This window comes from Pseudomonas fildesensis, assembly GCF_001050345.1.
Classification (GTDB): Bacteria; Pseudomonadota; Gammaproteobacteria; order Pseudomonadales; family Pseudomonadaceae; genus Aquipseudomonas; species Aquipseudomonas fildesensis.
This window is the reverse complement of record NZ_LFMW01000018.1, coordinates 101,649-127,368: the sequence shown is the minus strand read 5'-3', so window position 1 is coordinate 127,368 and position 25,720 is coordinate 101,649. Positions and strand designations below refer to the sequence as shown.

22 protein-coding genes, 4 tRNA genes and 1 pseudogene are annotated in these 25,720 nt (G+C 61.3%); 9 read left to right on the top strand and 18 right to left on the bottom strand.

Annotation, left to right across the window (positions count from 1 at the left end; translation table 11 throughout):
* Positions 1 to 75 precede the first annotated feature (75 nt).
* Positions 76 to 693, bottom strand: coding sequence for a glutathione S-transferase family protein (locus tag ACR52_RS23615; protein WP_048730166.1), 618 nt, complete (start codon positions 691 to 693; stop codon positions 76 to 78).
* Positions 694 to 750: 57 nt separating this feature from the next.
* On the bottom strand, positions 751 to 1,410 hold the full coding sequence (locus tag ACR52_RS23610; RefSeq protein ID WP_048730069.1) for a transglutaminase-like domain-containing protein: 660 nt from the start codon (positions 1,408 to 1,410) through the stop codon (positions 751 to 753).
* A 191-nt stretch (positions 1,411 to 1,601) separates the two neighbouring features.
* Here ACR52_RS23610 and ACR52_RS23605 point away from each other — a divergent pair, with 191 nt between their 5' ends.
* Both ACR52_RS23605 and ACR52_RS23600 read left to right on the top strand, forming a co-directional pair.
* Entirely contained in the window at positions 1,602 to 4,049 is a 2,448-nt protein-coding gene (locus ACR52_RS23605) for an acyl-CoA dehydrogenase (RefSeq protein WP_048730068.1), read from the top strand.
* Between the two features lie 75 nt (positions 4,050 to 4,124).
* Positions 4,125 to 4,532 carry a PA2817 family protein gene (locus ACR52_RS23600; RefSeq protein WP_048730065.1) on the top strand — a complete coding sequence of 136 codons (408 nt, stop codon included), beginning with the start codon at positions 4,125 to 4,127 and terminating at the stop codon, positions 4,530 to 4,532.
* A gap of 126 nt (positions 4,533 to 4,658) precedes the next feature.
* Here the strand turns inward: ACR52_RS23600 and ACR52_RS23595 are convergent, their stop codons facing one another.
* Complete coding sequence (locus tag ACR52_RS23595; RefSeq protein WP_048730063.1) at positions 4,659 to 5,591, bottom strand: LysR family transcriptional regulator; 933 nt, start codon at positions 5,589 to 5,591, stop codon at positions 4,659 to 4,661.
* Between the two features lie 89 nt (positions 5,592 to 5,680).
* Between ACR52_RS23595 and ACR52_RS23590 the strand changes: the two genes are divergently transcribed.
* Complete coding sequence (locus tag ACR52_RS23590; RefSeq protein ID WP_048730061.1) at positions 5,681 to 6,307, top strand: serine-tRNA(Ala) deacylase AlaX; 627 nt, start codon at positions 5,681 to 5,683, stop codon at positions 6,305 to 6,307.
* Between the two features lie 404 nt (positions 6,308 to 6,711).
* Positions 6,712 to 8,451 (top strand): dipeptidase, encoded by a 1,740-nt coding sequence (locus ACR52_RS23585; protein ID WP_048730059.1) that lies wholly within the window; start codon positions 6,712 to 6,714, stop codon positions 8,449 to 8,451.
* A gap of 101 nt (positions 8,452 to 8,552) precedes the next feature.
* Here the strand turns inward: ACR52_RS23585 and ACR52_RS23580 are convergent.
* The 4 genes from ACR52_RS23580 to ACR52_RS23565 form a co-directional block, all read right to left on the bottom strand.
* A tRNA-Gly gene (locus tag ACR52_RS23580) sits at positions 8,553 to 8,628 on the bottom strand.
* A gap of 3 nt (positions 8,629 to 8,631) precedes the next feature.
* A tRNA-Glu gene (locus ACR52_RS23575) sits at positions 8,632 to 8,707 on the bottom strand.
* 105 nt (positions 8,708 to 8,812) lie between these two features.
* Positions 8,813 to 8,888, bottom strand: a tRNA-Gly gene (locus ACR52_RS23570).
* 2 nt (positions 8,889 to 8,890) lie between these two features.
* Positions 8,891 to 8,966, bottom strand: a tRNA-Glu gene (locus ACR52_RS23565).
* 371 nt (positions 8,967 to 9,337) lie between these two features.
* Here ACR52_RS23565 and ACR52_RS23560 point away from each other — a divergent pair.
* Positions 9,338 to 10,108 (top strand): hypothetical protein, encoded by a 771-nt coding sequence (locus ACR52_RS23560; protein ID WP_048730058.1) that lies wholly within the window; start codon positions 9,338 to 9,340, stop codon positions 10,106 to 10,108.
* A 115-nt stretch (positions 10,109 to 10,223) separates the two neighbouring features.
* Positions 10,224 to 11,036 (top strand): alpha/beta fold hydrolase, encoded by an 813-nt coding sequence (locus ACR52_RS23555; RefSeq protein ID WP_048730056.1) that lies wholly within the window; start codon positions 10,224 to 10,226, stop codon positions 11,034 to 11,036.
* Between the two features lie 39 nt (positions 11,037 to 11,075).
* On the opposite strand, the gene ACR52_RS31875 is transcribed toward ACR52_RS23555, so the two are convergent.
* The 4 genes and pseudogenes from ACR52_RS31875 to ACR52_RS23540 form a co-directional block, all read right to left on the bottom strand.
* Positions 11,076 to 11,918: a methyl-accepting chemotaxis protein gene (locus ACR52_RS31875; protein WP_408003349.1), complete on the bottom strand. Its 843-nt coding sequence runs from the start codon at positions 11,916 to 11,918 to the stop codon at positions 11,076 to 11,078.
* A gap of 18 nt (positions 11,919 to 11,936) precedes the next feature.
* Positions 11,937 to 12,134: pseudogene (locus tag ACR52_RS31870) on the bottom strand (HAMP domain-containing protein); the annotation flags it as partial.
* Positions 12,135 to 13,150: 1,016 nt separating this feature from the next.
* Complete coding sequence (locus tag ACR52_RS23545; protein ID WP_048730051.1) at positions 13,151 to 14,563, bottom strand: aminotransferase-like domain-containing protein; 1,413 nt, start codon at positions 14,561 to 14,563, stop codon at positions 13,151 to 13,153.
* A gap of 203 nt (positions 14,564 to 14,766) precedes the next feature.
* On the bottom strand, positions 14,767 to 15,528 hold the full coding sequence (locus tag ACR52_RS23540; protein ID WP_048730048.1) for an SDR family oxidoreductase: 762 nt from the start codon (positions 15,526 to 15,528) through the stop codon (positions 14,767 to 14,769).
* Positions 15,529 to 15,756: 228 nt separating this feature from the next.
* Between ACR52_RS23540 and ACR52_RS23535 the strand changes: the two genes are divergently transcribed.
* A complete protein-coding gene (locus tag ACR52_RS23535) occupies positions 15,757 to 16,764 on the top strand; it encodes an NADP-dependent oxidoreductase (RefSeq protein WP_048730046.1) in 1,008 nt (335 codons plus the stop codon).
* 120 nt (positions 16,765 to 16,884) lie between these two features.
* Here the strand turns inward: ACR52_RS23535 and pyrF are convergent, their stop codons facing one another.
* A complete protein-coding gene (gene pyrF / locus ACR52_RS23530; protein WP_048730044.1) occupies positions 16,885 to 17,583 on the bottom strand; it encodes an orotidine-5'-phosphate decarboxylase in 699 nt (232 codons plus the stop codon).
* 259 nt (positions 17,584 to 17,842) lie between these two features.
* Between pyrF and ACR52_RS23525 the strand changes: the two genes are divergently transcribed.
* Both ACR52_RS23525 and ACR52_RS23520 read left to right on the top strand, forming a co-directional pair.
* On the top strand, positions 17,843 to 18,607 hold the full coding sequence (locus tag ACR52_RS23525; protein ID WP_048730165.1) for a response regulator: 765 nt from the start codon (positions 17,843 to 17,845) through the stop codon (positions 18,605 to 18,607).
* The gene (locus tag ACR52_RS23520; protein ID WP_048730043.1) at positions 18,607 to 19,641 is read left to right on the top strand and encodes a sensor histidine kinase; all 1,035 of its coding nucleotides are present in this window, start codon (positions 18,607 to 18,609) and stop codon (positions 19,639 to 19,641) included. Before ACR52_RS23525 ends, ACR52_RS23520 begins: the two co-directional genes overlap by 1 nt.
* Positions 19,642 to 19,695: 54 nt before the next feature.
* Here the strand turns inward: ACR52_RS23520 and ACR52_RS23515 are convergent, their stop codons facing one another.
* The 6 genes from ACR52_RS23515 to ACR52_RS23490 form a co-directional block, all read right to left on the bottom strand.
* Positions 19,696 to 20,757 (bottom strand): AI-2E family transporter, encoded by a 1,062-nt coding sequence (locus ACR52_RS23515; RefSeq protein ID WP_048730042.1) that lies wholly within the window; start codon positions 20,755 to 20,757, stop codon positions 19,696 to 19,698.
* A gap of 72 nt (positions 20,758 to 20,829) precedes the next feature.
* Positions 20,830 to 21,648, bottom strand: a complete 819-nt coding sequence (locus tag ACR52_RS23510) for a DUF4892 domain-containing protein (protein ID WP_048730040.1) — start codon at positions 21,646 to 21,648, stop codon at positions 20,830 to 20,832.
* A gap of 114 nt (positions 21,649 to 21,762) precedes the next feature.
* On the bottom strand, positions 21,763 to 22,617 hold the full coding sequence (locus ACR52_RS23505) for an alpha/beta hydrolase (protein ID WP_048730039.1): 855 nt from the start codon (positions 22,615 to 22,617) through the stop codon (positions 21,763 to 21,765).
* The gene (locus ACR52_RS23500; protein WP_048730037.1) at positions 22,614 to 23,417 is read right to left on the bottom strand and encodes an alpha/beta fold hydrolase; all 804 of its coding nucleotides are present in this window, start codon (positions 23,415 to 23,417) and stop codon (positions 22,614 to 22,616) included. The genes ACR52_RS23505 and ACR52_RS23500 overlap by 4 nt, the downstream gene beginning before the upstream one ends.
* A 97-nt stretch (positions 23,418 to 23,514) precedes the next feature.
* Positions 23,515 to 23,958: a hotdog fold thioesterase gene (locus tag ACR52_RS23495; RefSeq protein WP_048730034.1), complete on the bottom strand. Its 444-nt coding sequence runs from the start codon at positions 23,956 to 23,958 to the stop codon at positions 23,515 to 23,517.
* A 30-nt stretch (positions 23,959 to 23,988) separates the two neighbouring features.
* Positions 23,989 to 25,641 carry an AMP-binding protein gene (locus tag ACR52_RS23490; RefSeq protein WP_048730032.1) on the bottom strand — a complete coding sequence of 551 codons (1,653 nt, stop codon included), beginning with the start codon at positions 25,639 to 25,641 and terminating at the stop codon, positions 23,989 to 23,991.
* Between the last annotated feature and the right edge of the window lie 79 nt (positions 25,642 to 25,720).

Sequence of the window (25,720 nt, the reverse complement as noted above, 5' to 3'; positions counted from 1 at the left end):
TTCAACGGCGGCGCATGACAAGCATGGTGCTTGCCCGCGCCGCACAAGTACAGTCACCTGTATTAATAGTCAGTATTAAGTCAACGCGGTCATGACCGTTTTGCGGTAGGCCGGGCGCTGTTGCAGGCGCTGGTACCACGCCTCTAAATGGGGCATTGCAGGGCGCTCAATGGGCATTTCAAACCAGGCATAGATGAAGCTGCCCAGGGGAATGTCGCCCATGCCGAATTCATTGCCCGACAGGTAAGGTTGTCCGGCAAGTGCCTGGTCAACCGTATTGAGCACATCAATACAGACCTGGCGCCCGGCATGGATGGTGTCCCAGTTCTGTTTTTCCGCCGGGGTGCGCAACACGCCCCAGAACACAACTTTGAAGGGTTCGGCGAACGTGGACGTGGTCCAGTCCATCCACTTTTCGGCGTTGGCCCGCGCCTTCAAATCGCTCGGGTACCAATTCGACGCCTGTTTGGCGCAGAGGTAACGCACGATGGTGTTGGATTCCCACAGCACAAAGTCACCGTCTTCGATCATCGGCACCCGGCCATTGGGATTCAATGCCCGGTATTGCGGCGTGTCGACCACACCAAAAGCCCCGCCCGCATCAATTGCTTCATAGTCCAGGCCGAGTTCCTCGGCGCACCAGAGTGCCTTCCTGACGTTTGATGAATTTTTACGACCCCAGATTTTCAGCATGACCGCGCCTTTATTGTTGATGAACATGGCTTGATGAACGCAGCAGCATACGCCGGTTCACGCGCGGCTTAAATCGGTCTGCAGGTCGCCCAGCAGGGTCGGCATGTCCTCGGTAAATAGGTGTGGATAACACTGCCGAATATGGGCGAAGAAGAAGTCTTCTGGCACGTCGGAAAATTGCCCATGGTCCACCACGTACTCCATCGAACGCTGGCCCTGGCGATTGAAAGCGTGGAAGACACTGTCGTTGATCCCATCGAATTCCAGCGGCGGCACATCGAACAACTCGCACAGTTGCTGGTTGAACGCCGGCGTGGCCTTGACCCAGCGACCACGCAGGTACAACTCGGTATAGCCGTGCATGGCGAATACATCGCTTTTGAGCAACGCGATCAAGCGGGGCGTCGACAGGTGATTGCGCACGTCCGCCAGGCCGATCCGCGCCGGGATGCCGCAATGCCGTGCGCAGGCGGCGAGCAAGGTAGCCTTGGGCACGCAGTAACTCTGGCGAGTGGTCAACGCGTAGCTGGCGGTCAAGGTCTCTGGGTCGCGGCTGAAGGTGTAGGGGTTGTAGCGAATTGCCTCACGCACCGCGTAATAAAGACTGACTGCCTGGTCACTTAAATCCGCGCTGGGCCCTCGATGTTTTTCGGCGAACTCCACCACCGCAGGGTGGTCACTATCGATGAAGCGGCTGGGACTCAGGTACGTATCCATGAGCTTGATCTCCGAGGGAAGCCTGGAGTTTAACGACAGGTCTGCCACAGAGATAACGACGATTCGGCCAAATGTCGGCGCGTCGTGATGAGTCCTCCCAGCACAACTCGTAACACCCTGATCACCCCGCTTGTTCGGATGCCGACTAAGCTCCACGGTGGTTTCGCCCCTGGTTTCACGGAGGATTAAATATGCTGTTGTTGTGGATACTGGTTCTGGTGGTCGGCATTGCCTACCTGGCACACCGCCGCACCGCGCCCCTGCCCGCCCTGGGCGTGGTCGCCGTTTACCTGCTGGCGATGGGCGCCTGGAGCCACGCACCGGGTTGGTTGCTGCTGATCTTCTGGGTCTTGATCGCTGTCGTGGCCGCGCCATTGTTGCTGCCGGACCTGCGCCGCCACTACTTCACCAAGCCGCTGTTCAGCTGGTTTCAGAAAGTCCTGCCGCCCATGTCCGAAACCGAGCGCGACGCAATCGACGCGGGCACCGTGTGGTGGGACGGCGAGCTGTTCAGCGGTCGCCCTGATTGGGACAAGTTGCTCGCGTATCCCAAGGTGCAGCTGACCGAAGAAGAACAGGCCTTCATCGACGGCCCCACCGAAGAACTCTGCGCCATGGTCAGCGACTGGGAAATCGGCCAGGCCATGGACCTGCCGCCCGCTGCCTGGGAGCACATCAAGACCCACGGCTTCTTCGCCCTGATCATTCCCAAGGAGTACGGCGGCAAGGGCTTCTCCGCCTATGCCCACTCCCAGGTTGCGATGAAACTCGCTACCCGCAGCGGCGACCTCGCGTCCACCGTGATGGTCCCCAACTCCCTGGGCCCGGCCGAACTGCTGCTGCATTACGGCACCGACGAGCAACGTAACCACTACCTGCCGCGCCTGGCGCGTGGCGACGACATCCCATGCTTCGCCCTGACCGGCCCGCTCGCTGGCTCTGACGCCGGCGCCATGCCCGACACCGGCTTGATCTGCAAAGGCGAATGGGAAGGCAAGGAAACCCTTGGCCTGCGCCTGAACTGGGAAAAACGCTACATCACCCTCGGCCCGGTCGCGACCCTGCTGGGCCTGGCCTTCAAGGCGCATGACCCGGACCACCTGCTGGGTGAAGAGGAAGACTTGGGCATCAGCCTCGCGCTGATTCCGACCGATACCCCCGGCGTGGAAATCGGCCGTCGCCACCTGCCCCTGGGCGCCGCGTTCATGAACGGCCCCAACTCGGGCAAAGACGTGTTCATCCCCCTGGAATTCCTCATCGGTGGCCAGGAAATGCTCGGCAAGGGCTGGATGATGTTGATGAATTGCCTGTCCGTAGGCCGTTCGATTTCACTGCCGGCGGTGGGTACCGGCGCGGCCAAGTTCACCAGCCTGGTCACCGGCCAGTACGCCCAGGTGCGCGAGCAGTTCAACGTGCCGCTGTCGGCCTTCGAAGGTATTCAGGAAGCCCTGGCACGCATCGGCGGCAACGCCTGGCTGATGGACAGCGCGCGCATGCTCACCGCCAATGCCGTGGACCTTGGGGAAAAACCCTCGGTGCTGTCGGCGATCCTCAAGTACCACCTGACCGAGCGCGGCCGCGAGTGCATCAGCCACGCCATGGACGTGCATGGCGGCAAGGGCATCATCATGGGGCCCAACAACTACCTGGGTCGCAACTGGCAAGGCGCGCCAATTTTCATAACCGTGGAAGGCGCGAATATCCTCTCGCGTAACCTGATGATCTTCGGCCAGGGCGCGATTCGCTGCCATCCGTTTGTGCTCAAGGAAATGGCCCTGGCCGGTCGCGAAGACCACGACCAGGCCTTGAAGGAATTCGACGGCCTGCTGATGCAACATATCGGTTTTGCCGTGAGCAACGCCGCCAGCACCCTGGTGCTGAACCTCGGCTTTGGCCGGTTCGAGAAAGCGCCGGGCAACCGTTTGAGCCAGGGTTATTTCCGTGCATTGAACCGTCAGGCCGCCGCGTTCGCCCTGCTCGCCGACCTGAGCATGATGCTGCTGGGCGGCGAACTGAAGCGCCGCGAACGCCTGTCGGCGCGACTGGGTGATGTGCTGAGCCATATGTACCTGGCGTCGGCCGCACTCAAGCGTTACCACGACCTGGATTCGCCGGACCACCTGGAACCGCTGTTCGCCTGGGCCATGGAAGAAAGCCTCGGGGAGTCGGAGCGTGCACTCGACGAGCTGCTGGGCAACTTCCCGAACAAGGTGCTGGGCTGCCTGCTGCGAGTGATCGTGTTCCCATTCGGCCGTCGCCATACCGGGCCGTCCGATGCACTGGACGCCGAAGTGGCCGCAGTGCTTGGTCGCGCCAAGGGCGACCCGACCCTCGAAGAACTCCTGGCCGGCTGCTATCGCCCGCAATCGGCGGAAGATCCAGTGGGTGCGCTGCAACATGCCTACGACCTGCTTGGCGCCAGCCATCCGCTGCAGAAAAAACTGCATGCCGCGCTGAAAAGTGGTCAGGTCAAGCCGACTGCCGGCGAACACGCCATCGACGCCGCGTTGCATGCCGGGGTGTTGCAACCGGCTGAAGCGCAAACCCTGCGCGACGCCGAAGCTGCGCGGCGCAAGGTGATCGACGTGGATGATTTCAGCAAGGAAGAGCTGACACAGGCTGAGGGTAAAGTCCGCTGAGTCGAGCGGTCATATAAAAACGGGCGCGAGGGTTATATACTCTCGCGCCCGTTTTTGCTTTAGAGGACTTATCTCGTGTCCAACGTCGTTGCCGATCATCTCGTCTTGCTCGACCACCTGCGCAGCATCCTGGTTGCCGTCGGCGAAGCCGAACAGGTGCCCGAGGAAAGCCACGTTCTGTTCATGGAGCGTTTTGACGAATTGCGCGCCCTGTTGCCGATCGATCCGATCGAAAGCCAGTACCTGGGCCAGGACCTGATGAGCCAGGTCATCCTGCGCTACCCACAGATTGCCCATCTGGTACCGCGCGACCTGCTGTGGTTCTTTGGCGGCGATTGCCTGCACTTCATGCCCGACGACGAACTGGACCTGTACCAGGCCCTGGAAGAACGTCGCTTTGAAGCTGAACAGAACGACGAACCCTTCGACTGGAACCAGGAAAAGCAGCTGCTGGCTATGCCGGTTGACCAGAGCAAGCACTGATCTTCAGAACACTGCAGAACTCAATGTGGGAGGGGGCTTGCTCCCGATAGCGGTGGGTCAGCAACACATCAGTTGACTGAACAGTGCCATCGGGAGCAAGCCCCCTCCCACATTTGGACCGCACTCCTACCGCCGGCGCAATGTCGGCTCCTTGACCATGCACTCCACCAGATAATCAATAAACACCCGCAACTTCGGCGGCAGGTACCGCGTGGGCGAATGCAGCAACCACGCCTCGCCGTGGTAGGACGCAATAAAATCCCACGCTGGCAATACCTGCACCAACCGCCCCTCCTCCAAGGCATGTCGCGCCGTAAAGTACGGCAAGCTGCCAATCCCCACATGCTGCAGCACCGCATCCAGCCGCACCCCGGTGTGGTTCGCCGCATAACGACCGCGCACGCCGACCGTCACCGCCTTGCCGCCCTGACGAAACTTCCAGCGTGAATCCCCTGGGGTTTCGCCGAGATAGATGCAGCTGTGCTCCAGCAAATCATGGGGGTGGCTTGGCGTGCCATGCTCGGCCAGGTATTGCGGTGTCGCGCACAGCAGGTGTTCGATGGGCAGCAATTGCCGGCCGACCAAGCCAGGCGGCGGGCTGTCGGTGATGCGGATGCTCAGGTCGACGTTGTCATCGATCAGGTCCACATGGCGGTCCTCAAGGATCAATTGCACATCCACCTTGGGATAGCGCCGCAGGAACTCAGGCATATGCGGATGCACCACAAACCGTCCCACCGCCTTGGGCACGCTGACTCGCACAAGGCCCTCGGCTTCGTGGGTGAACTGGCCGCTGATTTCCATCACCGAGCGCGCCGCGCAGACCATCTCCTGGCAACGTTTGAACACCTCTTCGCCGCCCTCGCTCAGGCGCAACTTACGTGTGGTGCGTTGCAGCAAACGGGTGGCAAGGGCCTGTTCGAGGCGCGAGACACTGCGGCTCACCGCCGAGGGCGACACGCTGAGTTGCCGTGCGGCTTCGGAGAAGCTGCCGCTCTCCACCACTTTGACGAAAATCGCCATTTCACCCAGCAGCGGCATAGGAAGATTGATGCTCATGACGCACAGGTCCATTGATAATTGAACGGATTATCACCCATCTACGCACTATTTATACTGCTCGCAGAACCTTGATGCGGATGTAGATAATGACCGAGCGCCTGTTTTTCACCCACGACCACCTGACGGCTGAGCTTGAAGTGCTGAGCTGCACACCGCACGAAGCGCAGTTTGCGGTCACCCTGCAGTCGACGATTTTCCATCCCCAGGGCGGCGGCCAGCCGTTCGATACCGGCTGGCTGGGTGACAGCCAGGTCCTGCGGGTCAGCCAGGAAGCCGATCGCGTCGTGCACTACGTCGACCACCCCGTGGAACCGGGCCCGATCACGGCGCGGGTCGATGCACACCGCCGCGCCCTGCACACCCGCCTGCATTCGGCCGGGCATCTGATCGGCAATGCCGGCGAAACCCTGGGATGGATGCCGATCAAGGCCCATCACTGGCCGGGCGAAGGCAAGATCACTTTTATCCGTGGAGAAGCGGCACAAGCCATGGACGCCGAGGCCATCCAACAGCAGATCAACCAATGGATCGCCGCTGACTACCCAAGGCATATGGCCTTGGAGGATGGCACCCGCGAAGTCGGCTTCGGTGAGTTACCCGCATACGCCTGTGGCGGCACACATGTGCAAGCGCTGAGCGACCTGGGCCAGGTGAAAATCCTGGCGCTGTCGGAGAAAAAAGGCACGCTGTCGGTGCGCTACGAAATCAACTGACACAACGCCCTACTTCCTTGGCCACGAGCCTAGTGTGGCAACGGGGCTTTCTGTGGCGAGCGGGCTTGCCCCGCGTCGGGCTGCGAAGCAGCCCCAAACCCAGACGTCACCGTTCTATCTGGAAGAACACGGTGGCTTTATCGGAGCCCCTTCGCAGCCCAACGCGGGCAAGCCCGCTCGCCACATTTGATCGACAACGCCGTACGCACCGCCGTAGCGCGTGGGGTGTCGATCAAGCTGGGACGGGCCTACGCTAGAGCCTTGAATCTCACCGATAAGTACCCTGCGCCCCACCCTGGCCAGCATTGACCAGTGGCACCTGAGTAATGGTAGTGTGTGGAAATGTTTCTGACAGTTCGATCAGAAACGTCCTACTCACTACCTGCAAAGGAATGCCTTCAGCAATGCACTTTCCACTCAAGCACCTGGCTGTCGCCACCCTCTTCGCAGCGAGCCTGTCGGCCGTTGCCACCCCGGCATTCGCTAATATCACCCCGCAACAAAGCACGGCGATTCTCAAGAGTTTCAGCGAAACGGCGGTCACTGATTTCCGTGGTTTCCTCGGCACCCTGGCCAAGGGCGACCTGGGCAAAACCAGTGACGTCGGCCCGGCCATCAGCGCGTTTCTCGATAACAAAGCTCTGACTGCCGACCAGCAAAACGAAATCCACCGTCTGCTGGGTATTTACACCCGAGTGAAGTACGGCAAGGCCGCCCTCGAAACGCTGCGCGAGCTGGTGGAAATCCCGACGTTCACCGTGGAAGGCGTGCCTCAGCACGACAATCCGCAATTTGTGAAGATTGCCGCGAAGATCCAGGACCTGGCCAAGGCCTTCAACCTGAACTTCCGCAACGTCGACAACCGCGTGTATGAAATATCCCTCGAAGGCAGCGGCGAAGAAGTGGTCGGTATTCACGCCCACGCCGACGTGGTACCGGTGACGCCGGAAAACTGGGTGCTGAAGGACGGCACCAAGCTCGATCCGTTCAAGGTCACGCTGATCGGCGACCGCATGTACGGCCGCGGCACCGAAGATGACAAGAACGGCATCGTCGTGGCGATGTATGCCATGAAGGTAATCAAGGAAGAGAAGCTGCCGCTTGCGCGTAATTTCAAGCTGCTGGTGGACACCACCGAGGAAACTTCAGGCGACGCGATCCCGTATTACTTCGAACACAACCCGACGCCGCAATACAACCTGGCGCTGGATGGCGGCTACCCGGTGGTAATCGCCGAAAAAGGCTACGGCACCGTCATGGCCACCTTCCCCCGCCGCAAGGGCGAAGGCAAAGGCGCGGAAATCATCTCGATGACTGGCGGCATGGCCACCAACCAGATTCCGTCGGCGTCGGTAGCGACGCTGGTCAGCAACACACCTGCGGAGTTGGCCGCCAGCCTGCAAAAGGCCGGCACTGAATACGCCAAGAGCCACGGTGGCGATTTCGAGGTGACTGCGAAGGTCGATGGCAAGGACGTCAAACTGACCGTCACCGGTGTGTCCGCCCACTCTTCCGAACCCGAATCGGGGGTGAACCCGGTGTCACGCATGCTCGAGTTGATCCACAGCGTCGACGGCAAGATCGCCCTCAAGCACAACCACATCACCGACGCCGCGCGTTATGCGTCCGACAACTGGGGCCTGGATTACCTGGGCGGCAAATTGGGTGTGGGGTTCTCCGATGCGTTCATGGGGCCGCTGACTACCTCGCTGACCTTTGTCGGCCTGGATGACAAAGCCTTCAAGCTGGCCGTGAACCTGCGCGTGCCGAAGGGCAAGTCGCCGGAGAAACTCAAGGCCGAGATCGCCGAGAAGCTGAGCGCCTGGGACACGAAAACCAAGGTCAACGTAAACTTCACGTACTCGGTGGCCGAACCGATGTTCCGCAACCCGGAAGGCGAATGGGTGAAGGCCTTGTTGGCAGTGGCCAGCGAAAACCTGGACATGGAACACACGTTCGGCACTTCGGCCGGCGCGACGTCTGTGCATGAGTTGCCGAACGGCGTGCAATTTGGCCTGGCACGGCCGGAAGTGAAATACACCGGGCACACCGACAATGAGTTCAAGACTGTCGACCAGTTCCTGCTGGATCTGCAGATTGTCACTGAAATGATGGGGCGTATCGGGCAGCTGCCGAAGCTCTGATAGTCGAATGGGCCCGCCGCGATGGCGGGCTTTTTTCAGCCTGCATAAATCACGCGCAAACAAAAACGCCGATCATCACTGATCGGCGTTTTCGTTAAATATGGAGCGGGAAACGAGACTCGAACTCGCGACCCCGACCTTGGCAAGGTCGTGCTCTACCAACTGAGCTATTCCCGCAAATGGCGTCCCCTAGGGGACTCGAACCCCTGTTACCGCCGTGAAAGGGCGGTGTCCTAGGCCACTAGACGAAGGGGACACGCTACTGAAACACATGGTGTGTATTTCAGTGCCCAGAGGCCTCATCCGAAGACTTGGTCCTGGTTTCACTCAGTGCCGCCCGAAAGCAACACTGCTTAAAAATTGGAGCGGGAAACGAGACTCGAACTCGCGACCCCGACCTTGGCAAGGTCGTGCTCTACCAACTGAGCTATTCCCGCATTGGCGTCCCCTAGGGGACTCGAACCCCTGTTACCGCCGTGAAAGGGCGGTGTCCTAGGCCACTAGACGAAGGGGACACACATACAACATTCACTCCCTACCGCGTTTCGCTGTGTGCTTTACGCTGTAAGTGGCGCGCATTCTATGGATGGATTGAAAGGTCGTCAACCCCCAAGGATAAATTTATTTAAATCAATGACTTCGCCCCGGTTTACCGACCGGTACAGGCATTCTGCCCGTCTGGGCCTTGACGCCTATATTCTGGCGCCCGACAAGACGCTATAGTTCGCCCACGCAAATGATGGCAATGTGCATCCATGCAGGGCACCCCTAGTTACAAGCGCTACCTATATAGAAGAATCTACCTGGGCAACTGGTCGATCAGTCCTATCCGCCGGATGGTCCATTCACTACACTCCACAGCAAACCCTATAAAGAGGTCACACCGGTGACACCACTCATGATCACCCTGCTGGTAATAGCCGGGATCGTAATACTGATCGCCATTGGCTACATGAACCACGTGGTGGAAAACAACAAGCTGGAAAAGAAGCGCACCGAGATCGAGCTTAATGATCGGCTGCGTCGCTGCGGTGAAATCACCGAGACCTTCCCCGGCCAATTGATGACCCCGGCGCTGAAGCTGTTACTGACCCGCCTGGAGCTCAACGTCAATCAGCGCCTGTTGAACCTCAACCGGACCAGTGCAGCGCTCAAGGCGCGGATCACCGAACTCAATGCACTGGTGGCCCAGGGCGAATCGATTCCGGTGAATAACCCGCCGGCCCCGATCCAGACCGAAGCCAAGGCCAAGGACGTGCGGTTCCTGCTGGAAGCCCTGCACGGCCAGGTCACCCGCGCCGCCCAGGACGGTTTCCTGCCGACCAATGAGGCCAAGCACTGGATCAAGGAAATTCGCCATATCCTGGTGCTGCTGCACATCGAGTTCTTCAACAACCTCGGCCAGCACGCCCTGCAGCAGGGCCAGCCTGGCCAGGCGCGCCTGGCGTTCGAACGTGGCGTGCAATACCTGCGCAAGCAGCCGGAGCCGGTGCTCTACAGCGCTCAACTGCAACTGCTGGAAGCACAACTGGCTCGCGCCAACTCCACCGTGCTGACCAACAGCCAGCCGGCCGAAAACGAAATCAACGAACTGACCGAAGGCCTGAAAGTCGTCGACGCCGACGCCGAGTGGAAAAAGAAAGTCATCTACGACTGATTCCCTCCCCCTCTGTGGCGAGCCTGCTCGCCACATGCCATCACTTTGCACCTATCCCGCCGCCCCCGACTAGCGTAAAAAAGTGCTCCTCACTCCGCGAAGCCAGAGGCCTGCTATGCCTGTCACCATCATCGATGGACAACCGCTGCACTATGTCGACCAGGGCTCTGGCCCCGTTGTCCTGCTGGGTTCCAGTTACTTGTGGGACCGCGACATGTGGGCACCACAGATCGAAGCACTGTCGCAGCAGTACCGGGTGATTGTTCCCGAGCTGTGGGGTCATGGCGAATCGGGCCCAATGCCCGCACTCACACACTCCCTGGACGACCTGGCACGCCAGGCACTGGCGCTGCTGGACCAACTGGACATCGCGCAGATCAACCTGGTGGGCCTGTCGGTCGGCGGCATGTGGGGGGCACGCCTGGCGCTGCTGGCACCTGAGCGCATCAACAGCATAGTACTGATGGACACCTACCTCGGCGCAGAGCCCGAGGCCACGCGCCAGTATTACTTCTCGCTGTTCAAGATGATTGAAGACGCCGGCGCCATCCCAGATCCGTTGCTGGACGTGATCGCACCGATCTTCTTCCGCCCTGGAATCGACCGAGAATCCGCGCTGTATCAGGACTTTCGAAAGTCTCTGCAGGCCTTTTCCAAGGAACGTTTGCTGCAGAGCATCGTGCCTCTGGGCCGGCTGATCTTCAGCCGTGAGGACGTACTGGAGCAACTGCCGTGCCTGAGCGCCGAGACCACGCTGGTGATGTGCGGCGATCAGGACAAGCCCCGCCCACCCGCCGAGTCGCAGGAAATGGCCGACCTGATTGGCTGCAGCCTGACCCTGATACCAGACGCCGGGCATATCTCCAGCCGGGAGAACCCGGACTTCGTCAATGAAGCGCTACTGACGTTCCTCGCCAACAACGCCTGATCGCTGCCCTGCCCTTTGATCGCTGCCAACACGCGGCGATCAAAGCCGGAAGTGCCCCACCATGCCCTTGAGCTCCGCCCCCAATTGCGCCAGCTGGATGCTCGACGCGGCATTGCCTTGCATGCTCAGCGCCGATTGATCGGCGCTTGCGCGAATACTGGTGACACTGCGATTGATCTCTTCGGCCACCGAGCTTTGCTCCTCAGCGGCGGCGGCAATCTGTTGGTTCATCTGCTGGATCAATGACACGGCGGCGGCAATACTGCCCAGGGCGCTTTCGGTTTCCAGCGCATCGCTGACCGCCAGTTTCACCAACTCGCCACTCTGCTGAATCTGTTGCACCGACGACTGCGCCGCCGTGCGCAGGGTGCTGACCAACCGTTCGATTTCCTCGGTCGATTGCTGGGTGCGCTTGGCCAGCGCCCGCACCTCGTCGGCCACCACCGCAAAACCACGGCCCTGCTCACCCGCCCGGGCCGCCTCGATTGCGGCGTTCAAGGCGAGCAGGTTGGTCTGTTCAGCCACGCTTTTGATCACACTCAGCACCGTGCCGATGTTCTGGATTTCCGCACTCAGGCTTTCGATGCTGGCGCTGGCACTGGTGCTGGAACTGGCCAGCAACTCGATCCGCTGCAAACTCTGGCGTACCACCTGCTGGCCGCTGTCGACCTTTTCATCCGCCGTCTGCGCGGCTTGCGCAGCCTGTTCGGCATTGCGCGCCACGTCATGCACCGTGGCGGTCATCTGGTTCATCGCCGTGGCCACCTGCTCGGTTTCTTCCTTCTGGCTGCTGACCTCCACATTGGTCTGTTCGGTGACGCTGGACAGCGAGTGCGCCGAACTGGCGAGTTGCTCAATACCCGCCTGCAACCCGCTGACCATGCTGCTCAAACCGTTGCCCATCTGTTGCATGGCCAGCATCAGTTGGCCAATCTCATCCCGGCGGTTGACCTCCATGCGCCCGCTCAGGTCACCAGAGGCAATCTGCTGGGCCACCGCGATCACACTGCGCAGCGGCGCCACAATCAACCGGGTAATCACCCACGCTGCAATCAGCCCCACCAGCAGCGCCAGGGCAGACGAGCCGATGATCAGCATCGCGCTTTTCTTCAGCTGTGCCTGCATCGACTGGTCTTCGGCGTCATAAGCCTGGTTGACCCGGCTAACCACCTGGTCGGCCCGATCATGCAATTGCTTGTAGACCACCTTTTCCTGGGCCAGCAGGCCGGTGTATTCACCGAGTTTTTCGCTGAACGAGGCGATATGCCCGGAGACTTCGTTCAGCACGGTCTGGTAACCCGGGTCTTTGACTGCGGTTTTCAAATGATCGACCTGGGCCAGGGCCTCGTCGGCCTGTTCGATCTTGCCTTGCTCGGCCTCTTCGCCCTTGCGGCTCTGATCCAGGCGCACCCGGGCTTCGTTCATGGCCTGCAACATCAACCGCGAAACCTGACTGACCTGCCCCGCCTGCTCGATAAACTCGGCGCCTTCCTTGCCCTGGCTTTCCTTGAGGCCATAGGCCCCATCGTCCGCCAGGCCGGCCTGCAGCACATCGAGGTTATTGGCCACGCTGGACACCGACCAACTGGCCATTTCCAGCGCCAGATCCTTGGTCTGGGTCAGTTCCACAAACTCGTCGAAGGCCTTGCGGTAAGCGGCCAGGGCTTGTTCGACCTCGGTCATCACCGGCACGTTGGCAGCCGATTGAGCCTTTAGGACGGCCGCCTGGGCCGCCAGTGCGTCGACGCTTTCATGCAGCGCATCAACGGACTTGGCATCAGCGTGCAGCGCGTAGTCCTGCTCGATCAGGCGCACCTTGAGCAAACCGCTGTTGAGCGAAGACATGTTCTTGAGGCCTTCGAAACGCAGGCCAACGGTTTGCAGCGACCACACGCCAATCGCCGCCACCAAGGCAGTCAGCAGCAGCACCAGGGTAAAACCCAAGCCCAGTTTTTTCGCCATACCGAGGTTGGCGAAGCGTCGTTGCACGGCCGAAATCATTGCACTTGAATCCTCTTGCAATGGCAGATGCCATAAGCCCGGTTACAAGAAGCGAGATTGGCAACCACAAGGCATTGCGCACAAGCCGTTGGCGCCGGAATAATGGCAAAAAGCTACATACTCGTCGTTTTCAGAATGGTTGAGGTCGATCTGGCAGGCCCCATGGCACGGAACAACGCAAGGGCGCGCTGATCGTCAGCATAGGCCACATTGATGCGCAGCCACTCACTGTGTTCACCCGTCGGGCTGAACAACGCCCCCGGCGACAACAACACCCCGAGCCGCCGGGCACACGCCTGCAACCGCGAACGATCGCCCACACCCGGCCGCGCCCACAGGAACATGCCGCCGGCGGGCACGGCAAACACTTGCCACTCCTCATCCTCCAGCACTTGCAAGGTCGCGGCCATTTGCGTGCTCAGGCGCTTGCGCAGGCGCTGCACCCACTTGCGGTAGGTGCCATTGGCCAGCAACGTGGCCACCACCGCTTCGGCAAAGCGCGAGGTGCCGATGCCGGTCAGGGTCTTGAGATGAACCAGTTGCGTAATAATCGCGGTGCTGGCGCTGAGGTAGCCCACCCGCAAGGCACTGCTCAGGGTCTTGGAAAAACTCGCAACGTAGATCACCCGGCCATCATGGGGCAGCGCCGACAGCCGTGTGCAACTGGCGTGTTGCAGGTCGCCGTAGACATCCTCTTCGATGATCAGGAAGTCCTCACTGCGCGCCAGCTCCAGCAAACGCTCAGCCACCGCGCGGCTCAGGCTGGTGCCCGTCGGGTTGTGATACAGGCTGTTGATAAACAGGCACTTGGGGCGGTGGCTGCGCAGCAGCAATTCCAGCGCCGGAATGTCCGGGCCGCCACGGGTGCGTGGCACTTCCAGCAGCGTGACACCGTGAAACGCCAGTTGACGGTAGAGATTGCCATAGCCTGGGGTCTCGACCACCACCGTATCGCCGGCCCTGAGTAACGTTCGTATCAGCAGGTCCTGGGCGTGGCTGGCGCCATGGGTGGTGAGAATGCGGTCGAGGCTGGTAGCCACGTGAATTTGCGTCAGGCGCTTGAGCAATTGTTCGCGCAACGCCGGCAACCCGAGAGGCGTGCTGTAGTTGAACAGGCCACCAATGTCGATGCGGCTGACTTCGCGAATCGCGTAACTGAGGTCATCGCTTTCGCGCCACGCGTCCGGCAACCAGCCGCACCCCAGTTTCAGTTCACCCAACGAGCTGTCGGTAAACACGCCCCATCCCTGTTCCGCGCCTTCATACCAATGCACTTCGTGAACGGTCGGGGGTTGCGCCACTACAAACCCGGAGCCCTGTTTCGACGCCAGCAGGCCCTGGGCCTCCATCCGTTCGAAAGCCTCGATCACACTGGACTGGCTAAGCAGGTTGTCGAGGGCCAACTGCCGGACGGACGGTAATCGTGTGCCGGGACTCACCCCGCTCTTGCGAATCCATTCCGCTACCGCACTGACGATTTGCTGCACCACCGGTACAAGGGCTTGTCGATCAATCCCTAAATCCATGAGCCACTCACTTCAACTGTCTGTTATTCAACCCAAACCAGTTAAGCACAGATGCTCGGTTAAGCCCGGCGACAACCTTTACTAAAGTATTGATTTTATTGAGTTATTTACCTAATGATACACATTCGACAGCGGCGTTTTGCCAGCTATGGAAACGCCCCACAGCACCCCATACCTTTTCGAATGGAGTGCGGCGTGGAGTCCTAGATTGCGGTCGCGCCACCGTCTACCGCCAAAGCCTGCCCGGTGGTAAACGTCGCACCGTCGCTGCACAGGTACAGCACAGCACTGGCGATTTCCTCGACCTTGCCGATACGCCCAACCGGGTGCATGGCCGCCGCAAATTCAGCTTTGCGCGGGTCGGCTTCATAGGCACGGCGGAACATGTCGGTGTCGATCACCGCCGGGCATACCGCGTTGACACGAATTTTCTTTTTCGCGTACTCGATGGCCGCCGATTTGGTCAGGCCGATCACCGCATGCTTGGACGCCGCATAAATACTCATCTTCGGCGCTGCACCCAAGCCAGCCACCGACGCTGTGTTGACGATCGCCCCACCACCCTGGGCCAGCAACAGCGGCAACTGGTACTTCATGCACAGCCACACACCCTTGACGTTGACGCCCATGATGGCGTCGAACTCATCCAGGCTGCCGTCGGCCAGCTTGCCTTTTTCGATCTCGATCCCGGCATTGTTGAAGGCATAGTCCAGGCGGCCGTATGCGGCGACCGTCTGCGCCATCAATTGCTGCACATCCGCTTCAAGCGTGACGTTGCAGCGCACAAACAGCGCTTCGCCACCAGCGTGCTGGATCAGTGCGACGGTGCTCTCGCCGCCCGCCACATCCAGGTCGGCAACCACTACTTTCAGACCTTCGGCCGCAAACGCCAGCGCGGTGGCGCGGCCAATACCGGCGGCGGCGCCGGTCACCAGGGCGACCTGGCCGGAAAACGTCATGCTCATGGAGGATGTCCTATGGGAGAAATAGCCGTGGGGCGAGTCTAGCCAAGGCCGGGGCCAACGCGTCAGCACTATCAGAAGGCCGGTTGGCCGTGCATGAATCGTGGTGATAAGGCATACGGCGCCACTATCATTGAAGCCTATCGACGGGCATTCGCACCCCTCGGCTGACCTTGCCTCCAGGCTGTTCAGGGTCTATCACTCAGGGTTCATTTCTCAAGAGTCCTCGCCATGACCGCCCAGACCAACCGCCAGTTCCTGCTCGCCAAACGCCCGGTCGGCGCAGCCACGCGGGACACCTTCACCTACCAGGAAGTGCCGGTGGGCACACTCCAGGACGGGCAGGTGCTGGTGCATAACGAATACCTGTCCCTCGATCCAGCCATGCGCGGCTGGATGAATGAGGGCAAATCCTACATTCCCCCCGTCGGTATCGGCGAAGTCATGCGTGCGTTGGGAGTAGGCAAAGTGATTGCTTCGAACAACCCGAAGTTTGCAGTCGGGGACTACGTGAACGGTGCCTTGGGCGTGCAGGATTATTTCCTCGGCGAGCCACGTGGCTTCCATAAGGTCGACCCCAAGCTCGCGCCCCTGCCCCGCTACCTGTCAGCGCTGGGCATGACCGGCATGACCGCCTACTTCGCCCTGCTGGACACCGGAGCGCCCAAGGCCGGGGAAACGGTGGTGATCTCCGGCGCCGCCGGTGCGGTGGGCAGCATTGCCGGGCAGATCGCCAAGATCAAAGGCTGCCGCGTGGTGGGCATTGCCGGTGGCGCCGACAAGTGCAAGTTCCTGGTGGATGAACTGGGGTTCGACGCCGCCATCGATTACAAAAGCGAAGACGTGCCCGCCGCCCTCAAGCGCGAGTGCCCCAAAGGCGTAGACGTGTATTTCGATAACGTCGGCGGCGATATTCTCGACGCCGTGCTCAGTCGGCTGGCGTTGAAAGCCCGTGTGGTGATTTGCGGCGCCATCAGCCAGTACAACAACAAGGAAGCCGTAAAAGGTCCGGCCAACTATTTGTCATTGCTGGTCAATCGCGCGCGTATGGAAGGCTTCGTGGTGATGGACCATGCGGCGAATTTCGCCGCCGCCGGGCAGGAAATGGCCGGCTGGATGGCGCAGGGCAAGCTCAAGAGCAAGGAAGATATTGTGGAAGGACTGGAGACGTTCCCGGAGACGTTGATGAAGCTGTTCAACGGGGAGAACTTTGGCAAGCTGGTGCTCAAAGTCAGCTGACAAGATCGTTCCCACGCTCTGCGTGGGCATGCTGCCCTGGACGCTCTGCGTTCCGAAACGTGACGCGGAGCGTCACAAGAGGCATTCCCACGCGGAACGTGGGAACGATCATGTATTAAATCAGGCGATCTCGGCGACGACTGCCGCCAACGCCTTGGCCGGGTCCGCTGCCTGACTGATCGGGCGACCGATCACCAGGTAGTCGGAGCCCGCGTCCAATGCCTGGCGTGGGGTCAGGATGCGGCGCTGGTCATCCTGGGCACTGCCCGCCGGGCGAATCCCCGGGGTCACCAGTTGCAGCGACGGGTGCGCGCTCTTCAGGGCCTGGGCTTCCAGTGCCGAGCAGACCAGCCCATCAAGGCCGGCCTTCTGCGCCAAAGCCGCCAAGCGCAGCACTTGTTCCTGAGGCTCGATATCCAGGCCGATGCCGGCCAGGTCTTCGCGTTCCATGCTGGTCAGCACGGTCACACCGATCAGCAACGGTTTCGGGCCGCTGCGCTGTTCCAGCACTTCACGGCAGGCGGTCATCATGCGAAGGCCGCCGGAGCAGTGCACGTTGACCATCCACACGCCCATTTCGGCCGCCGCCTTGACCGCCATCGCGGTGGTGTTTGGGATGTCGTGGAATTTCAGGTCGAGGAACACCTCAAAGCCTTTGTCACGCAGGGTACCGACGATTTCCGCGGCGCAACTGGTGAACAGTTCCTTGCCGACCTTGACCCGGCAAAGCTTCGGGTCCAACTGGTCAGCCAGCTTCAGTGCGGCGTCACGAGTGGGGTAATCCAGGGCGACGATGATAGGAGTCTGGCAGACGGACATTGGAATGGGCTCTCAGGCAAGTCGAAATCGGCGCGGATTGTAGCGCAAGCGACGCCGTTGCGGGATCCGATGATCGGTAAATACTGACCAAGTGCCCTCGCGCGGGCATTTCGGGCAATTATTTCAAGACCGATACATTCACGACATGCCCTCAACACGCCCCACGGCTAGGCTCGCCCGCAAGAACCACCGTCCAGCACTTCCAGCCATGGGGCTGGGCGCCTATGCTGACCGCTACCACCAGGCAGATGATCGCACTATGCAAACCCCTTCCGTCCCTGTGAACGATGAGCCAAAAGCCGCGGTGATCGCCGATGACAAGCGCTGGAACACTCGCGCACTGATTGTCGACGACGATGTACCGATCCGCGAACTGCTGATCGATTACCTGGCGCGCTTCAATATTCTCGCCAGCGGCGTGACCGATGGCGCCGCAATGCGCCTGGCCATGCAAGCCGAAACCTTTGATGTCGTAGTGCTCGACCTGATGCTGCCGGGCGAAGACGGCCTGTCGCTGTGCCGCTGGCTGCGCGCCGAATCGGACATTCCGATCCTGATGCTCACCGCCCGCTGCGAACCCACCGACCGCATCATAGGCCTGGAGCTGGGCGCCGACGACTACATGTCCAAGCCATTCGAGCCCCGTGAGCTGGTGGCGCGCATCCAGACCATCCTGCGCCGCGTGCGCGATGATCGCACCGAGCAGCGCGCCAATATCCGCTTTGATAACTGGCGCCTGAACAGCGTATTGCGCCAGCTGGTGGCCGACGATGGACTGGTGGTGCCGCTGTCCAACGCCGAGTTCCGCCTGTTGTGGGTGTTTATCGAACGCCCGCGCCGGGTACTCAGCCGTGAACAATTGCTGGATGCGGCGCGGGGCCGGTCCATTGAAGCCTTTGATCGCAGCATCGACTTGCTGGTGTCGCGCCTGCGCCAGAAGCTCGGGGATGATCCAAAAGCCCCACAGTTGATCAAGACCGTGCGCGGCGAAGGCTACCTGTTCGACGCCCGGGATATCGGCTGATGCGCAACGCCTTCAATACGCTGTTTGGACGGCTGTTCGGCGTATTGCTGGTGGCAATTGTGCTGGCTCATGCGCTGGCGTTCTTCTGGTTTCACCATTACGGCCCGCCACCGCCGCCGCCCCAGGAAACCTTCATCGAACAGCCAGACGGCACGATGAAGCCCTTGCCCAGGCATCACCGTTCCTGGTTTGGCGGCCCGGTTGTGCCGCTGACGTTTCAATTTTTCTCGCTGATCATCGCCGCCTGGTACGGCGCCAAACTGCTGAGCCGGCCGATCCAGCGCCTGAGCGAAGCGGCCGAACGTTTGAGCCTCGACCTCGACAGCCCGCCGCTCAACGAATCCGGGCCTCGGGAATCGCGGCAGGCAGCCTCGACGTTCAACCTGATGCAAAAGCGCATTCGCGAGCAGGTCAGCCAGCGTGCGCGCATGCTCGGCGCGGTTTCCCACGACCTGCGCACCCCGCTGTCGCGCCTCAAACTGCGCCTGGAACAGATCGAAGACACCAAGCTGCAAGGGCAGATGCGCCAGGACCTGAACGACATGATCGGCATGCTCGATGCCACCCTGAGCTACCTGCATGAACAGCGCACCAGCGAAACCCGGCACTGGCTGGATGTGCAGGCGCTGGTGGAGTCCATGAGCGAAAACGCCCAGGACCAGGGCGCCGATGTGCAATTCGCGGGGACTTGCGTGCCTTTGCAGGTGCAGCCGATGGCCCTGCGCTCGTGCCTGAACAACCTGATCGACAACGCCTTGCGTTATGCCGGTACAGCGCGCATCGAACTGACGGACAGCCGCGAAGCGTTGGTCATCCGCGTGATCGACCACGGGCCGGGCATTGCGGCGGACAAGCGCGAAGCGGTGTTCGAGCCGTTTTATCGGCTGGAAGGCTCGCGTAACCGCAACTCCGGCGGCGTCGGCCTGGGTATGACGATTTCCAAGGATGCCGTGGAACGCCTCGGCGGCCGCCTGAACCTGGAAGAAACCCCAGGCGGCGGCCTGACCGCGGTAATGTGGCTCCCCCGCGCCTGAAAAACCAACCCCGCTTACTGTAGGAGCCGGCTTGCCGGCTCTTACAGGTTCAGGTTACAGCGGTTTGTCTTCTCGCCGCCCTTGAGCCTGGGTCGCGCTCCAGTCCATCAGCAGGCTGTACGCCACTGCCAGCAAGGTGGGGCCGATAAACAGGCCGATGAAACCAAAGGCGATCAGCCCGCCGAACACCCCGAGCAGCACGATCACCAGCGGCAGATTGCCGCCACGGCTGATCAGGTACGGCTTGAGCACGTTGTCCACGCCACTGATGATGAACGTGCCCCAAACGCCGAGGAACACCGCGTAGGTGTAGTCGCCCTTCCACGCCAGCCAGGCAGTGGCGGGGATCCACACCAGCGGCGGCCCCATGGGGATCAGGCTGAGCAGGAACGTGACAACCCCCAGCACCAGCGCGCCCGGCACACCGGCGATCAGGAAGCCGATCAGTGCCAGCACCGCCTGGGCAGCGGCGGTGCCAATCACGCCATTGACCACCCGTTGCACGGTACCGGCCACCAGTTCGATGTAGTAACCGGCGCGATCGCCAATCAAGCGCTCCAGCAGACGGTGCACAAACATTGCGAGGCGCGGCCCGTCACGGTAGAAAAAGAACACAAACACCAGGCTCAGAGTCAGTTCAAGGATGCCCCCACCAATCTGCGCACTGCGCGCCAGCAGCCAATTGCCAACCTGCCCCAGGTACGGCTTGATGCTGACCATCAGCGCCGCGCCCTGCTGGTCGATGCTGTCCCATGTGGAGATCAGTCGTTCACCAATAAACGGGATCGAACCGAGCCAGGTCGGCGCCTCGGGCAGGCCATCGACCTGAATGTCCTTGATCAGCGCCACGGCGTCGCGCACATGGTCCGCCAGGTTGAACCCCAGCCACACCAGGGGCACCGCCACCAATAGCATCCAGCCCAGGGTCAGGATGCCGGCGGCCAGGGACTCACGGCCACCGAGCCAGCGGGTCAGCAGCACCATCAGCGGCCAACTGGCAAACGCCAGCACCGCGCCCCAGAACAGCGCCGACCAGAACGGCGCCATCACCCAGAAGCTGGCACCGAACAGCACCAGCAGCAGGATTTGCACCAGAAGGCGATCGTTATTGAGCATGGAGGTATCTCTGGAAAAGGCTTTAGGTAGAAAGCTTAGGCGAACGGCACGGGTCCGTTCGCCTTGTGTCGGTCAGCGTATCAGATGCAGGTGCAGGCCTTTGGTTTCACTGGTGCCGGTTTCCATGCGCGCAGCGCGCACACCGCTATCGATAAGGCCCTGGCGCCAAACTTCGGCAGTGGGGCCGGTCAAACTGACGCGCAGGGTGGCGTCGAGGTTCAACCCACGGGAAATCAGGGTCAGCCAGGTGGCATCAGGCTCGGCGCCGAGCGCTGGAAAATCCAGCTCGCCGGTGCTTTTCAACTCACGCAGCAGGGTCGCCGAGGTGGGCAACAGATCCCCCAGGGGCGCGCTGGCGTCGAGTTGCTCTACATGCAGATAGGCGCGGCGGTTGCCACGGGTGATGCCGTACAGCGCCACCAGGGAATTGTCCTGCGGCGCCGCCAGACGCAAGAGCAGGTATTCCTGCTGGCCATCGGCGCCCACCAGCTTGGCGTTGCCGAACACCTCATTGGCCCACAGGCTGCTTTCACCGCAATCGCGAGCCTGGCACCAGAACAACAGTTGCGCGCCCTTCGCCTGCAACGCTTCACGGGTGTCGGTAAACGCAGCACTGGAGGTGTGTTCGGCGGGCAGTTCATAGGTAATCGCCGTGGTTTGCCCACGGGCGGTGGCCTGGCCTTCGTAACGCAGCTGGCCGCTGATCTTGCGGATCGCGCCCATGGGGTAGATGCGTTCCTTTTCTTCAGCGGGGCGGTAATCGACGATTTGCGCGTCAACCTGGCGGGATACGGCAGGTAAATCCTGGCTTCCCGGCACATCGGCCGCGAACACCAAGGGGCTGAAACAGCACAGCCCGAAGGCACGGATACATCCTTTACGCAGGCTCATCGGATCGGTGAGCCCTGGCCATCGGAGGTCGCAGCAGTTTCAAGACGGGTGTTGAGATCGTACATGGTTGACTCCCTTTCAATCCGCCCAGCCTCGGCAGTTGCCCGCGCCAAGTCAAGGCGCGTGGAAGAACCGATTGAAACAGTCTGCAACAAGGACCGCGCCGGGCTCGTCATTCAGGTGTAAATGATGGCCGCCCGGCAGCGTCGTCACCGTGAAGGGTAGCTGAGAAAGCAATTCGGAATGTTTCGCCAGCATGCCCTCTGCCGCAACGACCAACTGCGTAGGGCAACCGACTCGCCGCACGAAAGCCATCGCCTGTTCATCGGTCAGACGTACCGGCGAGGCCAGGGTCAGGCGGCTGTCGCTGCGCCAGGTGTAACCGCCCGGCACCGGCATCAAACCGCGCTGGGCCAGCAGTTCGGCGGCTTCGCGGCTGACGGCCACCAGCCCTTTCATCCGTGCTTCAACCGCGCGATCGAAGGTGCTGTAGACGGGTTTGCGTTTGCCCTGCAGGTCCAATTGCGCCTGCAACGCCATGCCCAGCCGTTCGGCGGCGTTCTCGCCACTGGCGGTTGGCGGGACCACGCCGTCGATCAACCCCAGGTGTGTCACCCGGCCCGGCAGGGCACCGGCCAACACCAGGGAAACGACGGCGCCGAGGGAATGACCAAGTAATGCAAAACGTTTCCAGCCCAGTTGCTCGGCTACTTGCAGCACATCGTGGACGTAATCCCACAAGGCATAACCCGCGCCCGCAGGACGATGCGCCGAATGCCCATGGCCGGCCATGTCCAGGGCCACGATGCGCAACCCCTGCAGCTTCGGCGCCAGGCGCGCAAAGCTGTTGGCGTTATCGAGCCAGCCGTGCAGGGCGATTACCGGCAAGCCATCCTCGGGGCCAAACAGATGCGCCGCCAACTCGATGTGCGGCAGGCTCAGGCGAACCTCTTCGACGGACGTACTCATGCGCAACTGCGCTCACGGGCTTCCCAGCGGGAGAACAGGTTTTTGATCAAGGTCGCGGTGTCCTGTGGGCGCTCCAGGGGGAACATATGGCCGCCGGGCATGGTGAGCATTTCGCCCATCGGCAGGCGGTCGACGCCGCTGGCGTGGTGACGCATCACCACCCGGCTCTGACGGCCGCGCACCACCGCCAGCGGTACCTTCAACTGGCGTACCTGGCCGGGGCTGGTGTGGGGCACGCCTCGGTAGATACTGATCTCGGTGGCCGGGTCGAAGCGCAGACGCAGGCGATCGCCGACCGGGTACAGGCCATGTTGCAGGTACGCGTCGAAGCATTCCGGGTCGAAGCCGCGAAACAGGGCCTTGCCGGCGAAGTAGCTGCGGGCAGCGTCCAAGTCACTGAATTCTTCACGACGGCCCAGGGTACGCCCGGCCGGTGTGAGGCGGTCGATAAAGCCCAAGCGCTTGGCGGCACGGATCACCCAGCGGTCCGCACGGGTCAGCACCGGCGAGTCGAGCATCACCACGCCGCGATACAGCTGCGGGCAACGCATGGCCGCGTGCAGATGCAACACGCCGCCCAGGGAATGGCCCACGCCCCAGACGGGCTCGGGCTGCAACTGCAGATGATGGATCAGCTCGTCCACCAGGTTCTGCCAGTTATCGTCCACCGGAAACCTGGGGTCGTGGCCGTGCTGTGGCAGGTGCGCCACTACGTACTCCGGGGCCAGCGCGGCGAACAGCTTGCCGTAGGTGGCCGAAGGAAAGCCATTGGCGTGGGCAAAAAACACGTGCTGCGACATAGCAGATCCATCAACAAAAACAGAGGTTGATTGTCACCATGCCTGGCCGTGACAGCAATGACCGTAACCGCCAGGAATGATGACACTCACGCCACGCCTATCGCGCCGGCGGGTTTTCGCCCAGGGGCACCACGGCCATGGTCAGGCGCGACACGCAGCTGGCCTTGCCATCATCATTGGTCAGGCGAATGTCCCACACTTGGGTGGTGCGGCCGATATGAATCGCCTTGGCCACCGCCGTCACCCGCCCGCTACGCACACCGCGCAGGTGGTTGGCATTGACCTCAAGACCCACGCAATAAAACTTGCTGGCATCGATGCACAGGTAGGCGGCCATGGAACCGAGGCTTTCGGCCAGCACCACCGACGCGCCACCGTGCAGCAGGCCGTAGGGCTGGTGGGTGCGGTGGTCGACCACCATGCTGGCGGTCAGGGATTCGTCGTCGAAGCTTTCGAAACGGATATCCAGCAACTCACCGATGGTGTTTTTCTGAATCGCATTGAGCTGCTCGATATTCGGTTGGGTGCGCCACAAGCTCATACCGTTGTCCTTCTTGGTTTTATGATGGCCCTAATCCTGCCACAGAACGGCTTCGGTGCGCTCACTCCAGCCTTGAATCTGTGGGCCATACGTCGACTCAATCACGTTGCGCTTGATCTTCAATGTCGGCGTCAGGAAGCCGTTTTCCACCGCCCAACTGTCTTTCACCACCACTAATTGACGCAAGCGCTCATGTTTATCCAGCGCCTGGTTGACCTGCTCCAACCAGCGCTCAAGGCTGCTGCGCAGCGCTTGCCGGTCATGGCCCATCGCCGACAGCACGCACAAGCCGATGGGCGCCGTGAGGCCGTCGCCGACCACGCACACCTGTTCGATGTGTGCATGTTCAGCCAGGCGGTTTTCAATCGGCGCCGGCGCTACGTATTTGCCCTTGCTGGTCTTGAAGATTTCCTTGAGGCGTCCGGTCAGACGCAGGCGTCCTACGGCATCCTGCTCGCCCTTGTCGCCGGTGCGCAGGAAGCCGTCTGCGGTGAGGGTTTCGGCAGTTTTTTGCGGGTCCTTGAAGTAGCCCAGCATGGTCGCACCGCTGCGCACCTGCACTTCGCCCGAGGGGTCATCTATGCGCACTTCAACACCGGGGCACGGCAGGCCGATCCAGCCGATGGTCTGCTGGCCTGGGCGACATACATGGGAGTAGCCGCAGCTTTCGGTCATGCCATACACCTCCAGCACATCCAGGCCCAGGCGCCGATACCAGCGCAGCAAGGCTTCGGGCACCGGCGCTGCGCCCGACAATGCAATGCGCACCGCGTCCAGCCCCAGGCCCGCGAGGACTTTATGCCCTACACGCTTGCCGATAAAGGGCAAGCGCAACAGCCTCTCCAGGCGTTTTTCCGGGATCTTGCTATAGACGCCCATCTGGAATTTGGTCCAGATGCGCGGCACGCCGAACAGCGCCGTCGGCCGCGCCCGACGCAAATCCGTCAGAAAAGTATCCAGGCTCTCAGCGAAATATACGGTTTGCCCGGTATAAATCGACGCCATTTCCACAAACATGCGCTCCGCCACATGGCACAGCGGCAGGTACGACAGCAGCCGGTCGCCCTCTCCCAGGCCAAACAGTTCGGTACCGCGTGTGGCCGCAAAGCCCAGGGCGCCGAAGCTATGCATCACGCCTTTGGGCAGGCCGGTGGTGCCGGAGGTGTAGATGATGGTGGCGAGGCCTGCGGCCGAGGGTGCGGGGTCGTCCTGGATCGGCGAACTGGCTTGCAGGTCGGCCCAGCTGAAATCGAATTCGCCGGCCGGGCACAGCGGCAGGCTGATGGTCAGCACACCCGCCGGAACGCCCGGAGCCATGGCAGGCCAGTCGTCGAGTTTGCCGATCAGCACCAGCGCCGCCTCGGAGTGGGTCAGCACATGAGCAACAGAATCGGCGGTGAGATTGGGATACAGCGGCACCGAGACATGCCCGGCCATCCAGATCGCCAGGTCGGCAATGATCCAGTGGGCACAATTTTTCGAGATCAGGCCAATGTGCGACCCCTGCGGCAACTCCCGCGCCCGCAGCCAGTGGGCGGCGCAACGGGCCTGATGGCCGACGTCGCCCCACGTGAGCGTCTGCACCTCGCCACCGCCGATGGGCTGTACCAGAAAGGGTTTGCGCGGGTGCCGCGCTTCACGTTCGAAGAAGACCTGCAACGGCAAACGAAAAGCGACAGACATGAGACGCGCTCCTTTGTGATCCGATGATAGCCAACCAAGCACTTGCTTGGTTGACTATATATCACACACAAAGAAGCGA

What these genes read in the sequence shown, in the direction of transcription:
- ACR52_RS23615 (WP_048730166.1), bottom strand. Translation starts at nt 693, where the DNA reads ATGCTGAAAATCTGGGGTCGTAAAAATTCATCAAACGTCAGGAAGGCA.
- ACR52_RS23610 (WP_048730069.1), bottom strand. Translation starts at nt 1,410, where the DNA reads ATGGATACGTACCTGAGTCCCAGCCGCTTCATCGATAGTGACCACCCT.
- ACR52_RS23605 (WP_048730068.1), top strand. Translation starts at nt 1,602, where the DNA reads ATGCTGTTGTTGTGGATACTGGTTCTGGTGGTCGGCATTGCCTACCTG.
- ACR52_RS23595 (WP_048730063.1), bottom strand. Translation starts at nt 5,591, where the DNA reads ATGAGCATCAATCTTCCTATGCCGCTGCTGGGTGAAATGGCGATTTTC.
- ACR52_RS23590 (WP_048730061.1), top strand. Translation starts at nt 5,681, where the DNA reads ATGACCGAGCGCCTGTTTTTCACCCACGACCACCTGACGGCTGAGCTT.
- ACR52_RS23585 (WP_048730059.1), top strand. Translation starts at nt 6,712, where the DNA reads ATGCACTTTCCACTCAAGCACCTGGCTGTCGCCACCCTCTTCGCAGCG.
- ACR52_RS23555 (WP_048730056.1), top strand. Translation starts at nt 10,224, where the DNA reads ATGCCTGTCACCATCATCGATGGACAACCGCTGCACTATGTCGACCAG.
- ACR52_RS31875 (WP_408003349.1), bottom strand. Translation starts at nt 11,918, where the DNA reads ATGGTCAGCGGGTTGCAGGCGGGTATTGAGCAACTCGCCAGTTCGGCG.
- ACR52_RS23545 (WP_048730051.1), bottom strand. Translation starts at nt 14,563, where the DNA reads ATGGATTTAGGGATTGATCGACAAGCCCTTGTACCGGTGGTGCAGCAA.
- ACR52_RS23540 (WP_048730048.1), bottom strand. Translation starts at nt 15,528, where the DNA reads ATGAGCATGACGTTTTCCGGCCAGGTCGCCCTGGTGACCGGCGCCGCC.
- ACR52_RS23535 (WP_048730046.1), top strand. Translation starts at nt 15,757, where the DNA reads ATGACCGCCCAGACCAACCGCCAGTTCCTGCTCGCCAAACGCCCGGTC.
- pyrF (WP_048730044.1), bottom strand. Translation starts at nt 17,583, where the DNA reads ATGTCCGTCTGCCAGACTCCTATCATCGTCGCCCTGGATTACCCCACT.
- ACR52_RS23525 (WP_048730165.1), top strand. Translation starts at nt 17,843, where the DNA reads ATGCAAACCCCTTCCGTCCCTGTGAACGATGAGCCAAAAGCCGCGGTG.
- ACR52_RS23520 (WP_048730043.1), top strand. Translation starts at nt 18,607, where the DNA reads ATGCGCAACGCCTTCAATACGCTGTTTGGACGGCTGTTCGGCGTATTG.
- ACR52_RS23515 (WP_048730042.1), bottom strand. Translation starts at nt 20,757, where the DNA reads ATGCTCAATAACGATCGCCTTCTGGTGCAAATCCTGCTGCTGGTGCTG.
- ACR52_RS23510 (WP_048730040.1), bottom strand. Translation starts at nt 21,648, where the DNA reads ATGAGCCTGCGTAAAGGATGTATCCGTGCCTTCGGGCTGTGCTGTTTC.
- ACR52_RS23505 (WP_048730039.1), bottom strand. Translation starts at nt 22,617, where the DNA reads ATGAGTACGTCCGTCGAAGAGGTTCGCCTGAGCCTGCCGCACATCGAG.
- ACR52_RS23500 (WP_048730037.1), bottom strand. Translation starts at nt 23,417, where the DNA reads ATGTCGCAGCACGTGTTTTTTGCCCACGCCAATGGCTTTCCTTCGGCC.
- ACR52_RS23495 (WP_048730034.1), bottom strand. Translation starts at nt 23,958, where the DNA reads ATGAGCTTGTGGCGCACCCAACCGAATATCGAGCAGCTCAATGCGATT.
- ACR52_RS23490 (WP_048730032.1), bottom strand. Translation starts at nt 25,641, where the DNA reads ATGTCTGTCGCTTTTCGTTTGCCGTTGCAGGTCTTCTTCGAACGTGAA.